This window comes from Streptomyces sp. NPDC045701, assembly GCF_056432045.1.
The window spans coordinates 246,067-263,012 of sequence record NZ_JBWKJV010000004.1 but is presented as its reverse complement, the minus strand read 5'-3'; the positions used below and the strand labels follow the sequence as shown (position 1 = coordinate 263,012).

Here is a 16,946-nt window from a genome sequence, read left to right as displayed (position 1 = left end):
CCCGCCGCGCCGTCCACCCGTGCCCGTGCTCGTGTCGGTGTCCGTGTCCTTGTCCTTGTCCTTCATCGTGCCCGAAGGGGAGAGAGCAGTGTCCACCTCGCAAGTCGTCCCGTACGACCCCCGGTCGGTTCCGCTCGGCCCGCGGCTGGTGACCCGGCTGGTCGTCGTCTGCGCCCACGTCCTCGCACGCCGGTCCCCCGCCCGTATCCGCGACGTACTGCGGCGGTTGCGCAAGGGCGCCCGGCCGGCGACGCTCGCCGAGGCCGCCCGTGCGCGCGAGACCGTCCTGGCCGTCAGCCTGGCCGCTGGAGGGCAGCAGGGCTGCCTTCCCCGGTCGCTGGCGACCGTGCTGCTGTGCCGGCTGCGCGGTCAGTGGCCGACCTGGTGCGTCGGTGTGCGCACCCAGCCGCCATTCGCAGCGCACGCCTGGGTGGAGGCCGAGGGGGTGCTCGTCGGCGAAGGGGCACCGGCCGACTACTTCCAGCGGTTCTTCACGGTGGACTGAGCGCAGGTGACCGCCTCCCCGCAGTTCGAGGAGCCTCCCCTCCGGCCACCCGCGCCCGGGCGCACGGACCGCCGCGCGGAGCCGTCGCCCGCCGCGGAGGGCCCCGGCGCACCGCCGAAACCGCCCGCGCCGAGCAACCCCGCGCCGGCCGGCGGCGTACGTTCCCAGGCCGCCGACGCACGCGCCGTACGCCGGGGAGCGCCCGCCGTGCGCGACGAACGGGCGCGTCCCTGGCTCGTCCTCACCCACCTGCGGCCGCACCGCGCCGGCCTCCTCCTCGGCAGCGGTCTGTCCCTGCTGGGGAGCCTGCTGGCACTGGCCCAGCCGCTGGTGGCCAAGCGGATGGTGGACGACCTGGACCGCGGGCACCCCGCGCTGGGCGCACTGGCCGCACTCAGTGCCCTGGTCGTCGCGGGCGCCGCCACCGCCGCACTGGGCCAGTACGTGCTGGAGCGCACCGCCGAGTCGGTCGCCTGCACGGCGCGCCGGCGCCTGTCCGAGCGCCTGCCGCGCCTGCGGCTGCCCGAACTCAACCGCACCGAGCCGGGTGAGCTGATCTCCCGGGTGACGTCCGACACCACAGTGCTGCGCCAGGTCGCCACCCGCTCGATCGCCTCCGCCGGCAGCGGCCTGGTGGTCGTGGTGGCGACGCTGCTGCTGATGGCGCTCCTTGATCCGGTGCTCCTGAGCATCACGCTGGTCACCATCGCGCTCATCGGCGCGGCCGTCGCCGTGGCCGTCCCCCACATCGCCCGGGCCGCCCGCCGGGCCCAGGAGGCGGTGGGCCGCATGGGTTCCCTGCTGGAACGCACCCTGGGCGCCCTGCGCACCATCAAGGCGTCGGGTGCCGAAGGCCGGGAGACGGCCGGTCTGCACCAGGCGGCCGAGGACGCCCGTCGTGCCGGGACCCGGGCCGCCCGGTGGCAGGCGCTGTCGGCCACCACCTCCACCGTCGCCGTGCAGCTGTCCTTCCTCGTCGTCCTGGGCGTGGGCGGAGCGCGAGTGGCGACCGGAGCCATCACCGTGTCGACCCTCGTCGCCTTCCTCCTGTACGTCTTCGCACTCGCCCCGCGCGTCGGGCAACTGGTCGAGGCGGTCGGCCTGTTGCAGGCGGGATCGGCCGCCGCCGCGCGTATCGGCGAGGTCCACTCCATGGACACCGAGCCGGCCGGTCCGCCCCCGGCCCCGGCCGGCGCGGCGCGGCCCCGCCGCCCCGCCCGCGTCGTCTTCCAGGGTGTGCGCTTCTCCTACGGCCCCGGCTCCCCGGCCGTGCACGAGGACCTGACCTTCACCGTGCCACCGCGGACCACCACGGCCCTGGTCGGCCCGTCGGGAGCGGGCAAGACCACCGTCTTCTCCCTGCTCGAGCGCTTCTACCAACCGGACGGTGGCCGCATCCTCCTCGACGGCCAGGACATCGCGCGCCTCCCGCTGTCCCGGCTGCGCGCACTCATCGGTTACGTCGAGCAGGACTCACCGATCCTGTCCGGCACCCTGCGGGACAACCTCCTCCTCAGCGCCCCCGACGCCGATGCGGCGCAGCTGCACGACGTCCTTCACCGCACCCGCCTGGACTCCCTCGTGGCACGCCTGCCCGACGGACTCGACACCCCCATCGGCCATCGCGGCAGCACCCTGTCGGGTGGGGAACGGCAGCGGGTGGCCATCGCCCGCGCCCTGCTGCGCCGCCCGGGACTCCTCCTGCTGGACGAGGCGACCTCCCAGCTCGACGCCGCCAACGAGGCGGCGCTGCACGAGACCCTTGCGGACATCCGCCGCACCACCACGATTCTCGTGATCGCCCACCGGCTGTCGACGGTCACCACGGCCGATCAGATCCTGCTGCTGGAAGCCGGGCGGGTACGGGCGGCCGGCACGCACGCGCAGTTGCTCACGACCGACGTCCTCTACCACCGGCTGGCAGCGGCGCAACACCTCGCCTGACCCACCCGAGGTGTGGTCCGGGGGAGTCCCCCCGGCGAACGGGCGGCGGGGCGTGGGACACGCTTGCCGGGGCCCGCGTGCGGTGCCGGCATCGGCTCCGGTCCGCGCCTCCGGGCGATGGCGACGGGGTTACCGGCGGCTGTTCGTACGGGTCGTCCGGTTCTTTGGTTCCGCAGTCGCAGAACGAAGGACCAAAGGAAGCCGTAGGCGGTGAGATACACCACGGGGAAAGACGTCAAACCGTAGACGAACTCACCGTGAGAAGCGGTCCGCGCACCGCGATCCGAGGCCGTCGCACCGAAATGCTTCAGCCCCGGAGGCGAGCGCGGAATCGTCGCTACGAACGGTGGTTCCGGGAGTGGACCGACCGAGGGACGAACTGGCCGCGGGGCGGGCGGTCGACCCTCACACGGAGGCGATGCATCAGCCTGGTGGACGGTCTGACGGCGTACACACGCTGCTGGGCGTGCAGACGGGCGAGGGAAGCGCTCGCGCGGCTGGACGCGCACCTGGACCGCCTCTTCGCCGGCGGGTGAGGGCCCCGCCGCCTGGTGCGGATGTCCTCGGATGGCCTCGGCATCCTCTTCACGGCACCGTCTCGAAGACCCCAACCGGTACGCCGGTGCCGGCGCCGTCCGAGCGCGCCCGCCGAGCACGGCCGGGAACCGGCGGGGGGCCGGATGGCGTTGTGTTCCATGAGCGGGTGGAGCGGCCCGTTCACCGGGGAAAGGGACACGGACGACGTGATCAGCGAAAAGGCCCGCAAGCTCTTCAGGGCGCTCGACCTCGACGAGAACGGGACACTCACCCGCGAGGAAGTGATCACCGCTCTGCGGACCAAGGGCCCGTCCCTGGCCGCGGCGGGGGACATTCCGATCTGGGGTCTGGGAGACGGCGACCACTCCTCGGCGCTGTTCGACACCGCGGACCAGAACGGGGACACGGTACTGACACTGGAGGAGTTCGCGGCGGTGGTGGACCGCCGTTTCGGCTGGCGCTGACGACCGGCCGCGGTCGGGCGATCATGGGTTCGGTTGGCGCTGACGACCGGCCGGCGCCTCGGCGGGGTCCCGGAACCCCGCGCACCCATCGCCGCGCCGGCCGTCGGCTCCGGTGTCGGTCCGCCCGCGTGCACGGCGTCCCCGGCAGCCGACCGGAGCGCCGGTGTCCGCGGGGCCCGGCCCCGGAGCGGGCGGGCCCCAGCGGACTCACCGGCTCCGGTGGCACGTGGCGACCCGGCCCGGCCCCGCCGGGGCGGTCAGTCGGTGGACAGCGCCTCGAGCAGGTCGCCGGCCTTCGGGTCCGGCAGGGCCTTGGCGACATCGGCCTGAGCCACGATGCCGACCAGGCGGTGGCCGTCGATCACCGGAAGACGGCGCACCTTGTGCGAGGTCATGGTGCGCAGGATCTCCTCGGCCTCGTCGTCGGCACCGATGGTGACCGCCTCACCCTGGGCCAAGTCGCCGGCCTTGACCTGAGCCGGGTCCTTGCCCACGCCGAGCACCTTCACCACGATGTCGCGGTCGGTGAGCATGCCCTTGAGCTTGTCGTCCGTGCCGCAGATGGGCAGCGCGCCGACGCCCAGTTCGGTCATCTTCTTCGCGGCGTCGAGCACCGTCTCCTCGGCACCGACACACTCGGCGCCTTCGGTCATGATCTCGCGAGCCGTAGTCATACCGCAGCCTCCCTATGTCCTTGCCTTCAGGTTCCCGGGCTCCCAAGGGACGGCCCGGGCGCAATGACAGGTGCCCCGTGAACCCAGCCGCTAACGTGCGCGTTCGCCCCCGGCCCCCTCGGCCCCCTCCCCCGGCCGGAACCCGCCGGACGGTCAGCCGGTGGCGCGTACAACGACGATCACCCGATCGGCGCAGCATGCCGACGGCCGGTCCGGGCAGGCGCGGTGTCGGCAGGCCGGTCCACTCCGCCGCGCCTGGTGTGTGGGAGTGCCGCAGCCGAACTCCCAGTCGGCTGCGGCACCGCCGTCACGCCCGGGTGTGTCGCACGCCGGCACCGCGTGCCGGTGGCGGGCAAGCACTGTCGGCGCGCTCAGGCGCCGACCGCCAGGTTCGTGGCGGCTTTGGCCCGCTGAAGGGTGTGCGCCAGCCGCACCGCGTCGCCGACGGCCCAGAAGTGCAGGTAGAAGAGACGGGGCTCGTCGCGCAGGGCGTGGTTGTGCAGCTCGACCACATCAACTCCGCCCCGCCGCAGCGTGGCGATGACCGCCTGGACCTCGCCGGCCGTCATGACGAAGTCGCCGGACACGGCGGCCCGGCCGCCACCCACGGGCTGGAACGTGATCGCGGTGGTGACGCCCATCTCCGGGGGGACGACGTAGTGGTGGTCGGTGACGGTCTCCCGGCGGGCGAAGGAGAAGCGGTAGCCGTTCTCGCCCGTACCCCGGGCGCCGAGGGCCGCGTCGATGGCGGCGGTGTCGAGGTCCACCGGTGCTTCGGCGGCCGGGGGACGGGGGGCGGGGGTGGCGGTGGCGTCCAGCGCGGCGCGCATGGCGCGCGCCGATGCCACGGCGTCGGACGACAGGCCGTGCAGGTGCGTCCACCACAACGGTGGTCTGTGGGCCGGCAGGTGCTTGTGGATGGCGGTCTGCTCCAGGCGGTGGGCCTGTAGGGCGTCGGTGACCCGCTGGAGTTCGGGTTCCGTGGCCACGACGTCGCCCATGAGCATCGTCCTGCCGTCCGGGTAGCGGGCGAACGCCGCGTACGAGGCGACCGGCAGGCCCTCGACGCCGTAGCACGAGACGTGCAGGTCCGGGCGGGGGAAGGTGACCCGGAACACGGTGCCGCCGCCCGCCAGTCGTCCCGGCGCGCCGAGAGCGTCGGCGACACCACGCCAGTGGGCCATGTCCGTGACCAGCGGTCGCAGCGGCGCGGCGGGCGCCCGCCCGTGGGCCTGGGCCGCGGGCTGTCCGGCTCCGGCCAGGACGGGTGCCAGCGCCCCGGCGGTGAGCAGCCCCCGCCGTGAGGGAGCCGCCTCCGGCGTGCTCCGCCTCCTCTTCGCCACCACGGCTGCCTCCCGATGTCGTCACGCGCACCACACGGCCGCGTCCGGTCGCACGGGGCGGCGACGGGCGGTCCGGCGGCTCCTGCCGGTCGTCGGCGGGACGGTGGTGCCAGTGGCACTCAGGTTCACCGGCGCCGGGCCGGTCCGGCGGGCGCCACGCCACCGCGCACTCCCCCCTCACCCCCTTGGACGGCGGTCGCCCGGCTCTTCCCGGTGGCCCGGACGTCCTACCCGGTCCCCCGGGAATCCCGACACCACGACGTGATCCCCGTGGCGGTCCTCGCCGTCAGCGACACCAAGACGGCCGGCCCGCCACCAGGAGCCCGCTCCCTCGAAGGCGCCGGGCTCGCGCGGACCGTTCCCCGGCGGTGGATCGTTTCGTCGTCCCCGTACGGGTGACGGAGGCGTACGCGCGGGAGCGGTGTGGGTAGCCAGTGGCCGACTCGCCCCATCCGGCGAGCCGCCCAACCGCACGACTGCACCCCCGCTTCAGGAAGGAACCCGCATGCGTCGCATCGCGGCCGTCGTCCTCGGAACCGTCGCGTTCCTCGGGTACGGCGCCATCACCTCCGCGGCAGTGGCCGTACCCGACCCCGTCGCCGCCCTCAGCTGCCTCACCACGAGTGCGACCGATCTGACCACGCTCGTCGACCCGGCGTCGCCGGCCCTGCCGTCGGAGGTCCCGGGCGCGGGCTGCCTGGCCGTCTGAACGATGGCGCGCGCCCGGGAGGTCGTCGTACGCCGATCTCCCGGGCAGCGGGAGCACCCCGTCTTTCCGGGGGTGACCGGCGCTCAGGGACGCGGACCGGCGAACTCCCGCAAGGTCGCTTCGTACCGGCCGCCGAACCCCACCCGCGTGATGTCCTTGAAGCGGAACGCGGAGACACCGTCCCGCCATCGGGCCTCCGTGTCCACCTCGCGCAGCCGCAACGACGCGCGCCGCAGTTCCGTCAGGGCGCCGATGTGGCAGACGTCCGGCATGTGTCGTTCGACGTGCAGCGAGATCAGCCCGAAGCCGCCACAGGCGCTTTCCGCCAGCGCGGGCAGCGCGTCCAGCCGGACGGCGGGGGCGGGCGGGCGCACCGGCCACTGACCTCGCCGGCGCAGGGCCCTGATGGTGAGGCACGTGTCGTCACCCCGGCGGCGCACCTTGACGATGTCGGCCGTCCGGACAGCGGTCCACCCGTCGAGCTGGATGTCCGTACAGTGGGCGAGCAGCGTCCACCCGGTGTCGACGCCCAGGACGAAGCCTTCGAGTCGGTCGGCGCGGGGAATCGACCGGTGGACACGCACGAGCGCTCCGGTGCGCACCGCCTTGTCGAGCCGGCGCAATATGTCGCCGTCGATCGCGGCCGGCCCCGACGCCTGGGTCGTCTTCACGGCGCCCCCCTTCGCAATGGCCCGTCCCTCTCCGGATGTTGCCCGACTCCGGCCCGCCCCGCACCCGGTTTACGCCCCGTCCGGCATTGCGCCGTCCGGCTGCCGGCCGGGTTGTCGGTGCCGGATGCCATGCTGGCGACATGGCCACGTGGAGTCTGCACGACCTCGACAGAGCCCTGCGAGCCGGCTGGGCTGCCGACACCTGCTCTCCCGACGACCGGCCCGACTGGCGGCCCGGCAATCCGGCCTGGGGGCACTGCGACATAACCGCCTTGCTCGTCAACGACGTCTTCAATGGCGACCTGGTGGTCGGAGAGGTCCACCTCGGCGAGACGCGGCGGGGTTTCCACTGGTGGAACCGGCTGCCCAGCGGGGTGGAACTCGACCTGACGCGTGAGCAGTTCCGGGCCGGGCAGACCATCACGGCCGCCCGGGTCGTCGTACGTCCGCCGGGGCCCGTCCCCCGCCGCTGGGAGGACTACCTCCTGCTGCGCCGGCGCGTCGCCGCACACCTCGGCTCGCCGCTCCCCGAGCCCGCCTCACCCCGGCGTCGCGTCGCCGGGCGGGCGGAGGTTCACCGCCGGGCGTCGGACCCGTCGAGCCTCGGCGAGAGGTACGGCCGTACCACCGGGCGCGGACCGATGTGTGACGGATGACCTGAACGCCTTGCTGACCGCACTGTACGCGCGGATCGACGACGAGGTCGCAGACACCCAATGGCTGGGCCGTCCACCGCGGCTGACGGACTCCGAGCTCGTCTGCCTCGCTGTCGCCCGGGCGACGCTGGGCTTCGCCTCGGAGTCCAGGTGGCTGCGCTTCGTCCGCTCCCGCCCGCAGGCGATGTTCCCGTACGTGCCGCTGCCGCCGGTGAAGAGGGCGCTACGTCTCCTCGCGGCGGACACCGACTTCCGGTTCGACACTCACTGGATCATCGACTTCACCCCAGCGCCGGGCGGCATGTCGAGACCGACGGTGAAGCGGTCGGAACTGGCCGACTGGGCCGGCCGGATACCGTTACCGCGCCTCCCCTTCCCGGCTCAGCGCTTGATGATCCGGTCGAGGGTCTCGGCCAGCGCGGCCTTGACCGCCTCCCGGTGGTGAAGGGTTACCGGTTCCGACTCGGGGTTCGGCCGCACACCCCGGTCCGCGAAGAGGTAGAGCATGCGCAGCGTGCGCAGGCAGTTGGTGAGGTGTGCGGGGACCGGTGTCGGGATCTGGGCGGAGCCGAAGACGGCGGCGACCGGCTCCAGCCATGCGGTCGCGTCGTACTCGCTCATGTCGGACCGGGTGAGCACCCGGGCGAGTGCCCTGGCCAGCCGGTCGTCCTCCAGTTGGTCCCATACCTGGCTGGTGGGCGCCGTCAGCCGCGCGGTGGCGAGGTCCAGCATCCGCACTGGATCCACCTCGGGATGGCAGCCGAACCGGTTCAGCAGGTCCGCGCCGTGCGCGACCGCGTGGAGCCAGCCGAGCTTCTCGTCGTAGCCGCGCAGGTCCGTCTCGCCCGGGTACCACCGCTCGAAGGCGTCCACCCAGTCGGCCTTGAAGTCCCCTCTGGTCACGAGCATGTCGAGCACCAGAGGTGCGAACGTGCGGGCCTGGACCTGCGGGGCGGTGAAGCGGGCGGCCATCTCGTCCCCGAGCGCCAGCCGCCGGGGCTCGTCGATCACCCCGCGTTCTATCCAGGCCGAGAGGACGGAATGAGGCGCTCCGTCCCGGATCTGAGGATCGGGATCCGCAAGGGCGTCGGAGAGCATCCGCACCATACCGTCCATAGCGCGGTCGGCCGGCACCGCGCAGTCAGCGGCTTCGATCTGGTTCCAGTTGATCACGGCGCGCAGGATAGCCCCCCACCACCCTGCGGCACCGCGAATAAACCGCCTAGGACTTGTCGCGCGGGGTGATCCCTCCGGCGTACACGTTGCGCGGTGTGACGACGGACGTGACGGCGCGGGCGACGAGAGTCGACGGCTCCTGGCCGTCGACGAGGGCGTCGGTGTTCAGGATGAGGACCAGGGTGGCCTTCTGCGAGGGCAGGTAGACGGTCACGGTCTCATACCCGGGCAGGGAGCCGTTGTGCCCGATCCAGCCGTTGGTCCGCAGGATGCCGAGGCCGTAGTCGGTGCCGGGGAAGCCGGTCGGCAGCACCTTGAGACGCTGCGCCTGGGTCCCGACGCTGAGCAGCTTCCCGGTGGCGAGGACGGGGGCCCAGCGGCGCAGGTCCTGGAGGTTGGAGATCATGCCGCCTGCCGCCCAGGCCCAGCTGGGGTTCCAGTCGGTGGCGTCCGCGACGGCGCCGGTCAGCGTCTGGTCGGTGTATCCGTGCGCGTGGGGCACGGGGAACTCAGACCCCTCGGGGAGGAATGTTCGGCGCAGACCGGCCGGGCGGACCACCCTCTCGTGGATGACATCGGCGAGCCGCTTTCCCGTCACCTTCTCGACGACCAGGCCGAGCAGTACGAGGTTGGAGTTGGAGTACTGGAACGTCGCGCCCGGCGCGAAGGTGTTCGGGTGCCGGTAGCCGTAGGAGAGGACCTCCCACGGGTTGAACGGGCGCTTCGGCTCGCTCAGCAGGTCGTGGTCGAAGTCGGGGTCGGCGGTGTACGGGAACAGGCCGCTGCGCATCCCGGCGAGGTGGCGCAGCGTGATCTTCTCGCCGTTCGGGACCCCTCGGATGTAGTCGTCGATCGGGTCGTCGAGCCTGACCTTGCCCTCGTCGACGAGCTGGAGGAGCGCGGTGACGGTGAAGGTCTTGGTCTCGCTGCCGATGCGGACGTAGGTGTCGGCGAACATCGGCCGGCCGGTGTTCTTGTCTGCGACGCCGGTCGCGCGGACGTAGCAGCCCTTGCCCGGCATCCACAGGCCGACGACGAGTCCGGGGACGCGGGCCTGCTTGCGGACGTCCTCGACGGTCTTGTCGAGCCGGGCGGTCAGCTCGGGGCCGAAGCCGTCGGCGGGGCAGTCGTCGCCGTCGCGCGGACCGGCGGCCGTGGCGGGGGCGTGCGGGGTGGGGACGGCCGTGGCGGGAACGGTGGCCAGCGGGGCCAGCACGGACGCCGCGAGCAGCGTCGCGGCGAGCAGTCGGCGGGGAGAGGTTCGTCTCATGGTGGGGGCGCCTCTTCCAGGTCATGGACGCGGACGGCGACAGATCAGCACCAGACGCGGCGCGAACGGCAGACCGCCCGACCGGGCCCCGGCGAGTCCACTCGTTCGGCGCCCCGCGTCCCGAGCCGGCTCCGCTCCGCCGCCCGCTGCCGCTCAGCGCGCCACGGCCCACGGGGTCCTCACCCCGGAGGGCCGAGTCGGCGGTCGGGGCCGCGTGGACGGCTTCCAGGACGGGGAGTTCCGCCGTGGAGGCGCCGGTCGCCAGGGCCATGTCCTTCGCGGACAAGGCGACGGGGAGGTGGACGCCGGTCGCGGTGGGCGCGGCCGACGGCGGCGCCCGCGCCGAGGGTGCGCAGGGCGAGGTCGCGGGGCAGGCCGAGGGAGTCCGCGAGGGTGAGCGCCTCGCCGATCAGGGTGACGCCTCCGATGACGGCGTTGATGAGGACGAGCTTGGGGGCGGCGCCGGTGCCGGGTCATCCGCAGGCGGTGACGGTGCCGAGCCGGTCGAGGACGCCGGCGACGGGGGTGGTGTCGCCGCCCGCGAGGACGAGCAGGTCGCCGGTGGCGGCCCGGTCGACGCCGCCCATGACGGGCGCGTCGACGAGGGTGACGCCCTCGGGGAGCCGGCCGGCGAGTTCGCGCACGGTGCCGGGGCCGACGGTCAAAAGGTGTCGATCCAATGGGAGCCGGGGCACAGCGCCGGGATCATGGTGTCGGCGAGGGCGGCGGCCGGGTCGGCCGGCATGGTGAAGACGACGTCGGCGTCGGCGACGGCCTCGGCGGGCGTGGCACGCGCACATCGCCGGCCGCGACGAGGCCGTCGGCCTTGCCGGGCGTGCGGTTCCAGACGGTGAGCGAGTGGCCGGCGTCGAGGAGGCGGCGGGTCATGGGCAGTCCCATCGCGCCGAGCCCGGGGAAGGCGATCCTCTGGACGTCGGCGTGAGCGGTGTCGTGCGCGATGTCGTGTGCGGTGGCGTTCTGCATGGCGTCGCCTGCTGGTCGGGGCCAGCATCTGGTGTCTCGCCCTCGTCACCCTCCTCGGCATACCCCAGGCGTGGCTGGAACGACGTGACGGGCGCGGCATCACCCGCGCCGGCCACGTCTCTCCGTTCCGCCGCCTCCTCGGCGGAACCACGGAACGGATCGGCAATGACAGCAAGGAGCAGAACCGAAGAGCACCCCCATGGTGCGCGCCAAAGGTGTCCGCAAGAACTTCGGCGGACTCGAGGTCCCCAAGGGCATCGACCTTGCCGTGGAGCGCGGACAGGTCCGCTGGCTTCTCGGCCCCTCGGGGTCCGGCAAGTGCACCTTCCTGCGCTGCATCAACCACCTGGAGAAGGCCGACGGTGGGCGGCTCACCGTCGACGGCGCACTCGTCGGCCACCGCCAACAGGGCGACCGGCTTCACGAACGGGGCGTCCCGATCCAGCTCAGCTGTCGGATGTGCTCGGACCTCGTTGCTCCACACCCGGCCATTCGCCTCGGCTCGTCCATCCCGCCAATATGTGCGCGGGCTGCAGCGTGCGAAGTCCGCCCGCACCAAGGTCCGGAAGAAGCGCCCTAGGTCAGCAGTTGCGTCTGGAGGATCATCGACTGGTGGAAGGGGATCGCCTTCACCTCGCCCCTGTTCTCATGGCGGAGGAACACCACGGTGTCGCCCAGCGGCAGGTAGGCGTGGCGGATCTGTTGCGCACCATACGGTTGCCGCTCCACGAAGACGTACTGCTGTACGTCCCGGGGCGCGCCCGAGCTGTCCCAGTCGCCATCGATCGCACTGTCGCCAGCCCCGTTCAACGGTACGGTCACGGACTGGCCGCTCAGCAGCTTCAGCTCGTCCTCGACGAAGCGTTGGGCGTGGTTGCCGGTGGTGAAGCGCAGCAGGTAGACCCGGGCCTCGGTGCCGTCGGGCATCGTCCAGCCCCGGGCGGCGATGTGTCGCAGCGCTGAGTCGTTCAGGTGCTGTCGCAGGGACGCCCGCGAGGCCGTGTCGTACTCCGCGACGTACCGGTCGATGGTCGTCCATCCCCCGTCGAGCTCCGCGTCGGGAGTCGCGCCGGCGGGCGCCGGGAGGACGAGTGCGCGCAGGTCCGCGTGGTGGACGCCGGCCTCGTTCTCCTCGGCGAAGGGTGGAGGGGACCCGGCAGGGAGGGCGGGGGCGGCCAGTGGGGGGAAGTCCCACCGTCCGTCGCTCCTGGTGGCGAGGCCGGGCAGGTCGGACCGGTCGAGAGTGGTGAGTACGAGTGCGGCCGTGGTGGCCGTGCCGGCGAGAACGAGAACGGCGGCGACCCACCGGGTCACGGCCCGGGGGACCTGGCGGCCGACACGCCGCGCGGCTTCCTGAACGGCGGCTGACGCGGTCGGTGATTCCGGCTCGGGCCGGGCTGCCATGGGGCGGCCGGTCATGCGGCCACCGCCGGGGACGCGATGTGGCCGAGCTGCTCTTCGAGCAGCTTGACGGCCGTTGTGACGGCCAGGGGCTTCGCCCCGTACGCCCGCATGTTGAGCAGCAGCTCGCCGTGGGCGGCGACACACACCATGCTGTCGAGCTGGGAACCCTTGTGCTCCTGCCGGAGGTAACAAGCCGCCGTGTACGGGCCGCCCACCTTCGGCGCGGGGCGGAAGACGTCGAGGGTTTCGTAGAGTCCGGTCTGCAGTGCGTACGTTTCCCGCACGCCCTGCCGGTTACCCATCCGGAAGATCATCGTCTCCATCACAAGGTCGCCGGTGTCATTGGTGTAGGAACGCATGGCGATCCCCTTGAGCCGCAGCTTCCGGTAGTGCGCGTCGCGTTCGCGGCGCTCAGCGCCGGTGAGATCCCCACCCGCCCGTGCCCTCAGCAGCGCGGCGGCCTGGACGCCGTTCAATGCGGCGTCGTTGCCGTGTTCGTCGATGTCCGGCCCGAGCCGGTAGCCGTCGGGTACCGGGAGGAGCATGCGGCTGAGGGCCGTGTCGGTTCGCCCGGCGGGTGGGCGATCGGCCGACGGTCCCGAGGGCGCCGGTGGGACCGGGCTCTCGGCGGGCCAGTAGGCCGTGGGCACCGTTCGCTCGGCGCCTTCGGACAGCACACGGACGCAGACCAGGCCACCGCCGGTCACGGCGAGGGCGAGCAGGACCGGGAGGTACCGCGTGACGCGGTGCTTGAGCCGGCGCGGTGGCGTGTCGGTGATGTTCACAGGCGCTCCAGTTGGCGCTCGGCGAGCGACCGGATGGCCGTCTCGTCGATCGGGTCGGCGTCGAAGACGTGGATATCGAACATGACGTCACCGCGGTACCCGAGCGCGCGCGTGATAGCTGCCACCACGGCCGGAGACGCTTTCGGTGGAGTAGACGAAGTAACGCCCGTTCGAGCTGCCGTCGATCGGATGCCCCGGGTTGCCGGCGCCCCGGGACGCGGGCACGTACTCCATTTGGGACTCCGCGTACCGGACAGCCCCGTCCGACACGTCCGGGCGGAACTGCACCAGCCGGACCGCGACCTGCTCGCCGGGGCCGCTGCCCACCCAGTCCGCGGCGGCCACACGTCGGATGCCCTGCCGAAGGAAGAACCGCAACGTCGCGTCCTCGTCTAGGTACTCGCGCGCGTAACCGTCCGGGGTCAGCCAGCCGTCGGCGGGCGGAACGCCTCCCCGGAACACGGGCACCACGGCCTGCCTCGCGCCCCTCGGCTTGCCGATCAGCAGTTTCCGCAGGTCGCCGGCGGTCTTGAGGCTCCGGTCCTCCGCGACGGTGAGCGGCCTCGGTCGCGCGCCCCCGGGCGAAGGTGCGGACGGGTGGGCCAGGTTCGGCTGGGCCAACGGGGGCAAGGGGTCGGGCGGGCGCTGCGCCTGCACGCCGTACCCGACCACCGCCCCCACGACGGTACCGATGACGGCGGCCGTCGCGCACACCACGCCGGTCCGGCCCCGTCGCCCGGAGCCCGCCGCCTGCGCCCGCGTTCCCCCGGCTCCACTGCCACCTCCGTCCCCGCCCCCGTCCGGCGGACCGTCCGGCTTCCCCGTGCTGTACGCGGGCACCGGCGGTGATGGGACCGCCGGTGCCGCCTTGTGTCGCTCTTCCATGAGTCCCCCAGGACCGTGCGGATGGCTGACTTTCGGCATCCCAGACTCACGAGCCACGGGAACAGTTGTACGCCCCACCCGCCTCAACCGGGATGACCCCTCTGCGGTCTCCCTGGATGCCGCGGATGCGCGGATGATCCTGCTCCCGGTCCCGGAATCGACGGCGTCGGACGCCCGCACGGTGAGCGCGAGGTGAGCGGAAGCCCGCGCGCGGTGTGCCGAAGAACACGACCCCCGTGGTCGGACGGGTCCTACGCGCACTGCGGCACGGGTCATCCGGGCTCCTGGTTCCGTACCACCCGCGCCGCGCCTGTCGAGGGGGGCCGGCCTGCCGGGGGCCGTCGGGCGGTCAGAGGCGGGGTCGCGGTGGGCGGGGGGGGTGCCGTCGAGGACGGTCAGCAGGTTCGGCGGTCGCGGGAGTTCGGTCCCGCACCGCGCGGGCGAGCGCCGAGCGGACCTGCTCCACGCCGGTGCGGCGGGACAGGTCGGGACTGTTGGGCGGATCGGCCTCCCGGAGAGCGGTGGAGGTGCCCGTCGACCGGCCCGGGGGTGACGACCGCGCCTACGAGGCCGATCACCGTGGTCGAGGCGCCGCCGAGCGGGAGGACGCCGCTGGCGTCACCGGGAGCGGTGATGCGTCCCCCGGCGGCGGCGAGCGCGCTCTGCGGCAGGAACCCGCCGCCGGCCTGGTCGAGCAGTCGGGCCGGGAGCAGGATGACGGCCGGGCGCATCGCCGGTGGGTCAGGAGTCGCCGTGGCGCGCGGCGTCGAGCACGCGGAGGTACGCGGCGAGCGCTCCGGCGGCGGTCAGCATGGCCCGGCCGCGGTCGGTGAGCCGCCGCCGCCAGTCGTCGAGCGAGCGGGCGAGCGGCTCCGCGCCGCCGGCGCCACGGACCTGCTGGATGACGGTGGTGATGTGGCCGAGCGGGTAGCCGCCGCGCCGGAGCAGATGGGCGAGTTCGGCGTCGCGTACGTCGCCCGGCGTGTACTGGCGGTGTCCGGTGCCGGGGTCCCGTGCGGGCAGGAGGATCCCGGCCCGCTCCCATTTCCGCAGGGTCGCCGGAGAGACGCCGAGCCGGTGGGCGAGGTGCCCGATCGTCAGGGGGCGGTCAGGGAGCCCTCCGGCCGGGGCCCGGACGAGGGCTTCGGCGGTCGCTTCGACGGCGTCGAGCGTCTCGCGGTCGCGCAGCAACTGGGCGTGTCCGCGGTCGACGGTCCGGAGCGCGGAGTCCAGGTCGTCCCGGTTGACCGCCCGCATGATCTCGCCACCGGCCGCGTGGCCGTGCGCGGGGACGAGGGCGAGGTAGGTGCGCAGCGCCTGGCGGTGCACGTCGGAGTAGTCGCGGTAGCCGCCGGGGGTGCGAGCGGCCGGCGGGAGCAGGCCGTCGCGCTCGTAGTTGCGTACCGCCTGGGTGGAGATTCCGTGCTCGCGGGCGAGGTGGACGGGGCGGTACCGCTCACCCGTGACCTGCACGGCCGTTTGAGGGTTCACGGCGTTTTCTCCCGTCGCAGTCGGCGGAAATTCCGCTCGACCTTACACCGTCGGTTCAACGATACGGTGAAGGTCATGACTTCGACCTCCTCCATGGCCTCCGCCGTCCACGGGGCGTTCGGCCCCGACGACGGCCAAGGGCTCGCGGCGGCACTGGCCGCCTTCTTCGAGACCCACGACGCCCCGCCGGAGCTGCTGGCGTTCGGCGAGCCGACGCACTTCGAACCGGCCTTCGGGTACCTGCGCAACCGCATGCTGCGGGTGCTGGTGGAGCACGGCTACCGGTCCGTCGCGGTGGAGTCCGACCGGATCGCCGCACTCCGGGTCGACGCGTTCGTCCGGGACGGAGCCGGAACACTCGACCGGGCCATGACCGAGGGCTTCAGCCACGACTTCGGCCTCATGGCCGCCAACCGCGAACTGGTGGCCTGGCTGCGCGCGTACAACGAGGGCCGGCCCGCCGCTGAACAGGTGGCGTTCCACGGCTTCGACGCGCCCACGGAGACGATGAGCGCGCCGAGCCCCGGCCGCTATCTGCGGCACCTGCACGGCTACCTGGCCGAGCACCTGGGGCCGGACGCGTTCCTGCACGGCCGCGCGGACCTGGACGGGCTCCTCGGGGACGAGGAGCGCTGGAGCTCCACCGAGGCGGTGCTGGCCGCCGAGCGCTCCCCCGGTGCCTCCGCGGAGGCCTCGGCGCTGCGGGTCGTCACCGACGACCTGCTGACCACCCTGCACGCCCAGGTGCCGCGGCTGGTCGCGGCCACCTCGCTCGCCGCATGGCGGCAGGCCGAGACGCACGGGCGGGCCGCGCTCGGCCTGCTGCGGTACCACGCGCAGCTCGCCGACCGGACGGCGCCGGCTGAGCGCCTGGCCCGTATCTGCGCCGTCCGGGACGCCCTGATGGTCGAGAATCTGATGGACGTCCGGGCCCGCGAGCGGCGCCGCGGCCCGACGCTGGTGTTCTCCCACAACCTCCACCTCCAGCGGAATCCCAGCGCGATGGCCATGGCCGGCACGGACATCTCCTGGTTCAGCGCGGGGGCCAACGCCGCCGCCCTGCTGGGCGACGGCTACGCCTTCATCGCCGGCAGCCTCGGTACGAGCGCCACGCTGGGGCTGGGGGAACCTCCGGCGGGCACCTACGAGGACGCGCTGCGGCCGGCCGCGCGGGAGTGCGCCCTGTTCGACGCACGCCGGCTCGTCGCCGCCCTGGGCGACACGGCACCCGCCGTCCGGACGGACGTCCGTCCCGAACAGGGGTACTTCCCGCTCGACGCCGCGACGATCGGACACTGCGACGCCGTGCTCCATGTCGCCGCCGCACCGTCACCCTGACGGCCGGGGGGGGGGGGGGGGGGGAGGGGGGGGGGGGGGGGGGGGGGGGGGGGGGGGGGGGGGGAGGAAGGGGGGGGGGGGGGGGGAGAAAGGAATGAGCTGCGCAAGCT

General features: G+C 73.3%; 18 protein-coding genes and 2 pseudogenes. 8 read left to right on the top strand and 12 right to left on the bottom strand.

The window, feature by feature from the left end; all coding sequences use genetic code 11:
• Nucleotides 1–88 precede the first annotated feature (88 nt).
• The 3 genes from AC07DW_RS07210 (at nucleotide 89) to AC07DW_RS07200 (ending at nucleotide 3,450) form a co-directional block, all read left to right on the top strand.
• Nucleotides 89–505 carry a lasso peptide biosynthesis B2 protein gene (locus tag AC07DW_RS07210; RefSeq protein ID WP_229891363.1) on the top strand — a complete coding sequence of 139 codons (417 nt, stop codon included), beginning with the start codon at nucleotides 89–91 and terminating at the stop codon, nucleotides 503–505.
• A 207-nt stretch (nucleotides 506–712) separates the two neighbouring features.
• Nucleotides 713–2,449: an ABC transporter ATP-binding protein gene (locus AC07DW_RS07205; protein ID WP_478856610.1), complete on the top strand. Its 1,737-nt coding sequence runs from the start codon at nucleotides 713–715 to the stop codon at nucleotides 2,447–2,449.
• 746 nt (nucleotides 2,450–3,195) lie between these two features.
• Nucleotides 3,196–3,450 carry an EF-hand domain-containing protein gene (locus AC07DW_RS07200; RefSeq protein WP_478856723.1) on the top strand — a complete coding sequence of 85 codons (255 nt, stop codon included), beginning with the start codon at nucleotides 3,196–3,198 and terminating at the stop codon, nucleotides 3,448–3,450.
• Nucleotides 3,451–3,707: 257 nt separating this feature from the next.
• Here AC07DW_RS07200 and AC07DW_RS07195 read toward each other — a convergent pair whose 3' ends face one another.
• Nucleotides 3,708–4,124, bottom strand: coding sequence for a CBS domain-containing protein (locus AC07DW_RS07195; RefSeq protein ID WP_478856609.1), 417 nt, complete (start codon nucleotides 4,122–4,124; stop codon nucleotides 3,708–3,710).
• A gap of 371 nt (nucleotides 4,125–4,495) precedes the next feature.
• Nucleotides 4,496–5,470: a DUF1259 domain-containing protein gene (locus tag AC07DW_RS07190; RefSeq protein ID WP_478856608.1), complete on the bottom strand. Its 975-nt coding sequence runs from the start codon at nucleotides 5,468–5,470 to the stop codon at nucleotides 4,496–4,498.
• 502 nt (nucleotides 5,471–5,972) lie between these two features.
• Here AC07DW_RS07190 and AC07DW_RS07185 point away from each other — a divergent pair.
• Complete coding sequence (locus AC07DW_RS07185; RefSeq protein ID WP_478856607.1) at nucleotides 5,973–6,176, top strand: hypothetical protein; 204 nt, start codon at nucleotides 5,973–5,975, stop codon at nucleotides 6,174–6,176.
• Nucleotides 6,177–6,259: 83 nt separating this feature from the next.
• Here AC07DW_RS07185 and AC07DW_RS07180 read toward each other — a convergent pair whose 3' ends face one another.
• Nucleotides 6,260–6,847, bottom strand: coding sequence for a hypothetical protein (locus AC07DW_RS07180; protein WP_478856606.1), 588 nt, complete (start codon nucleotides 6,845–6,847; stop codon nucleotides 6,260–6,262).
• 140 nt (nucleotides 6,848–6,987) lie between these two features.
• Here AC07DW_RS07180 and AC07DW_RS07175 point away from each other — a divergent pair, with 140 nt between their 5' ends.
• Entirely contained in the window at nucleotides 6,988–7,503 is a 516-nt protein-coding gene (locus AC07DW_RS07175; RefSeq protein WP_478856605.1) for a YunG family protein, read from the top strand.
• A pseudogene (locus tag AC07DW_RS07170) lies at nucleotides 7,493–7,852 on the top strand (IS982 family transposase); the annotation flags it as partial. The gene AC07DW_RS07175 and the pseudogene AC07DW_RS07170, both read left to right, overlap by 11 nt.
• A gap of 32 nt (nucleotides 7,853–7,884) precedes the next feature.
• Here AC07DW_RS07170 and AC07DW_RS07165 read toward each other — a convergent pair.
• The 4 genes from AC07DW_RS07165 to AC07DW_RS07150 all read right to left on the bottom strand — a co-directional run bounded on the left by AC07DW_RS07165 (nucleotide 7,885) and on the right by AC07DW_RS07150 (nucleotide 10,933).
• Nucleotides 7,885–8,676: a DUF2785 domain-containing protein gene (locus AC07DW_RS07165; RefSeq protein ID WP_478856604.1), complete on the bottom strand. Its 792-nt coding sequence runs from the start codon at nucleotides 8,674–8,676 to the stop codon at nucleotides 7,885–7,887.
• 49 nt (nucleotides 8,677–8,725) lie between these two features.
• On the bottom strand, nucleotides 8,726–9,949 hold the full coding sequence (locus AC07DW_RS07160; protein ID WP_478856603.1) for a serine hydrolase domain-containing protein: 1,224 nt from the start codon (nucleotides 9,947–9,949) through the stop codon (nucleotides 8,726–8,728).
• A 473-nt stretch (nucleotides 9,950–10,422) separates the two neighbouring features.
• Entirely contained in the window at nucleotides 10,423–10,614 is a 192-nt protein-coding gene (locus AC07DW_RS07155) for an NAD(P)-binding domain-containing protein (RefSeq protein WP_478856602.1), read from the bottom strand.
• A 40-nt stretch (nucleotides 10,615–10,654) separates the two neighbouring features.
• Nucleotides 10,655–10,933, bottom strand: a complete 279-nt coding sequence (locus AC07DW_RS07150; RefSeq protein WP_478856601.1) for an NAD(P)-binding domain-containing protein — start codon at nucleotides 10,931–10,933, stop codon at nucleotides 10,655–10,657.
• A 199-nt stretch (nucleotides 10,934–11,132) separates the two neighbouring features.
• Between AC07DW_RS07150 and AC07DW_RS07145 the strand changes: the two are divergent.
• A pseudogene (locus AC07DW_RS07145) lies at nucleotides 11,133–11,360 on the top strand (ATP-binding cassette domain-containing protein); the annotation flags it as partial.
• A gap of 149 nt (nucleotides 11,361–11,509) precedes the next feature.
• On the opposite strand, the gene AC07DW_RS07140 reads toward AC07DW_RS07145, so the two are convergent.
• The 5 genes from AC07DW_RS07140 to AC07DW_RS07120 form a co-directional block, all read right to left on the bottom strand.
• Nucleotides 11,510–12,247 carry a hypothetical protein gene (locus tag AC07DW_RS07140; RefSeq protein WP_478856600.1) on the bottom strand — a complete coding sequence of 246 codons (738 nt, stop codon included), beginning with the start codon at nucleotides 12,245–12,247 and terminating at the stop codon, nucleotides 11,510–11,512.
• Nucleotides 12,248–12,348: 101 nt separating this feature from the next.
• The gene (locus AC07DW_RS07135) at nucleotides 12,349–13,122 is read right to left on the bottom strand and encodes a hypothetical protein (protein ID WP_478856599.1); all 774 of its coding nucleotides are present in this window, start codon (nucleotides 13,120–13,122) and stop codon (nucleotides 12,349–12,351) included.
• Nucleotides 13,119–13,247, bottom strand: a complete 129-nt coding sequence (locus tag AC07DW_RS07130; protein WP_478856598.1) for a hypothetical protein — start codon at nucleotides 13,245–13,247, stop codon at nucleotides 13,119–13,121. The genes AC07DW_RS07135 and AC07DW_RS07130 overlap by 4 nt, the downstream gene beginning before the upstream one ends.
• Entirely contained in the window at nucleotides 13,210–13,839 is a 630-nt protein-coding gene (locus AC07DW_RS07125; RefSeq protein WP_478856597.1) for a hypothetical protein, read from the bottom strand. Before AC07DW_RS07125 ends, AC07DW_RS07130 begins: the two co-directional genes overlap by 38 nt.
• 909 nt (nucleotides 13,840–14,748) lie before the next feature.
• Entirely contained in the window at nucleotides 14,749–15,498 is a 750-nt protein-coding gene (locus AC07DW_RS07120) for a TioE family transcriptional regulator (protein ID WP_478856596.1), read from the bottom strand.
• Between the two features lie 75 nt (nucleotides 15,499–15,573).
• On the opposite strand from AC07DW_RS07120, the gene AC07DW_RS07115 reads away from it, so the two are divergent.
• Entirely contained in the window at nucleotides 15,574–16,836 is a 1,263-nt protein-coding gene (locus AC07DW_RS07115; RefSeq protein ID WP_478856595.1) for an erythromycin esterase family protein, read from the top strand.
• Nucleotides 16,837–16,946 lie beyond the last annotated feature (110 nt).

What these genes read in the sequence shown, in the direction of transcription:
- AC07DW_RS07175 (WP_478856605.1), top strand. Translation starts at nt 6,988, where the DNA reads ATGGCCACGTGGAGTCTGCACGACCTCGACAGAGCCCTGCGAGCCGGC.
- AC07DW_RS07185 (WP_478856607.1), top strand. Translation starts at nt 5,973, where the DNA reads ATGCGTCGCATCGCGGCCGTCGTCCTCGGAACCGTCGCGTTCCTCGGG.
- AC07DW_RS07150 (WP_478856601.1), bottom strand. Translation starts at nt 10,933, where the DNA reads ATGCAGAACGCCACCGCACACGACATCGCGCACGACACCGCTCACGCC.
- AC07DW_RS07115 (WP_478856595.1), top strand. Translation starts at nt 15,574, where the DNA reads ATGACTTCGACCTCCTCCATGGCCTCCGCCGTCCACGGGGCGTTCGGC.
- AC07DW_RS07160 (WP_478856603.1), bottom strand. Translation starts at nt 9,949, where the DNA reads ATGAGACGAACCTCTCCCCGCCGACTGCTCGCCGCGACGCTGCTCGCG.
- AC07DW_RS07195 (WP_478856609.1), bottom strand. Translation starts at nt 4,124, where the DNA reads ATGACTACGGCTCGCGAGATCATGACCGAAGGCGCCGAGTGTGTCGGT.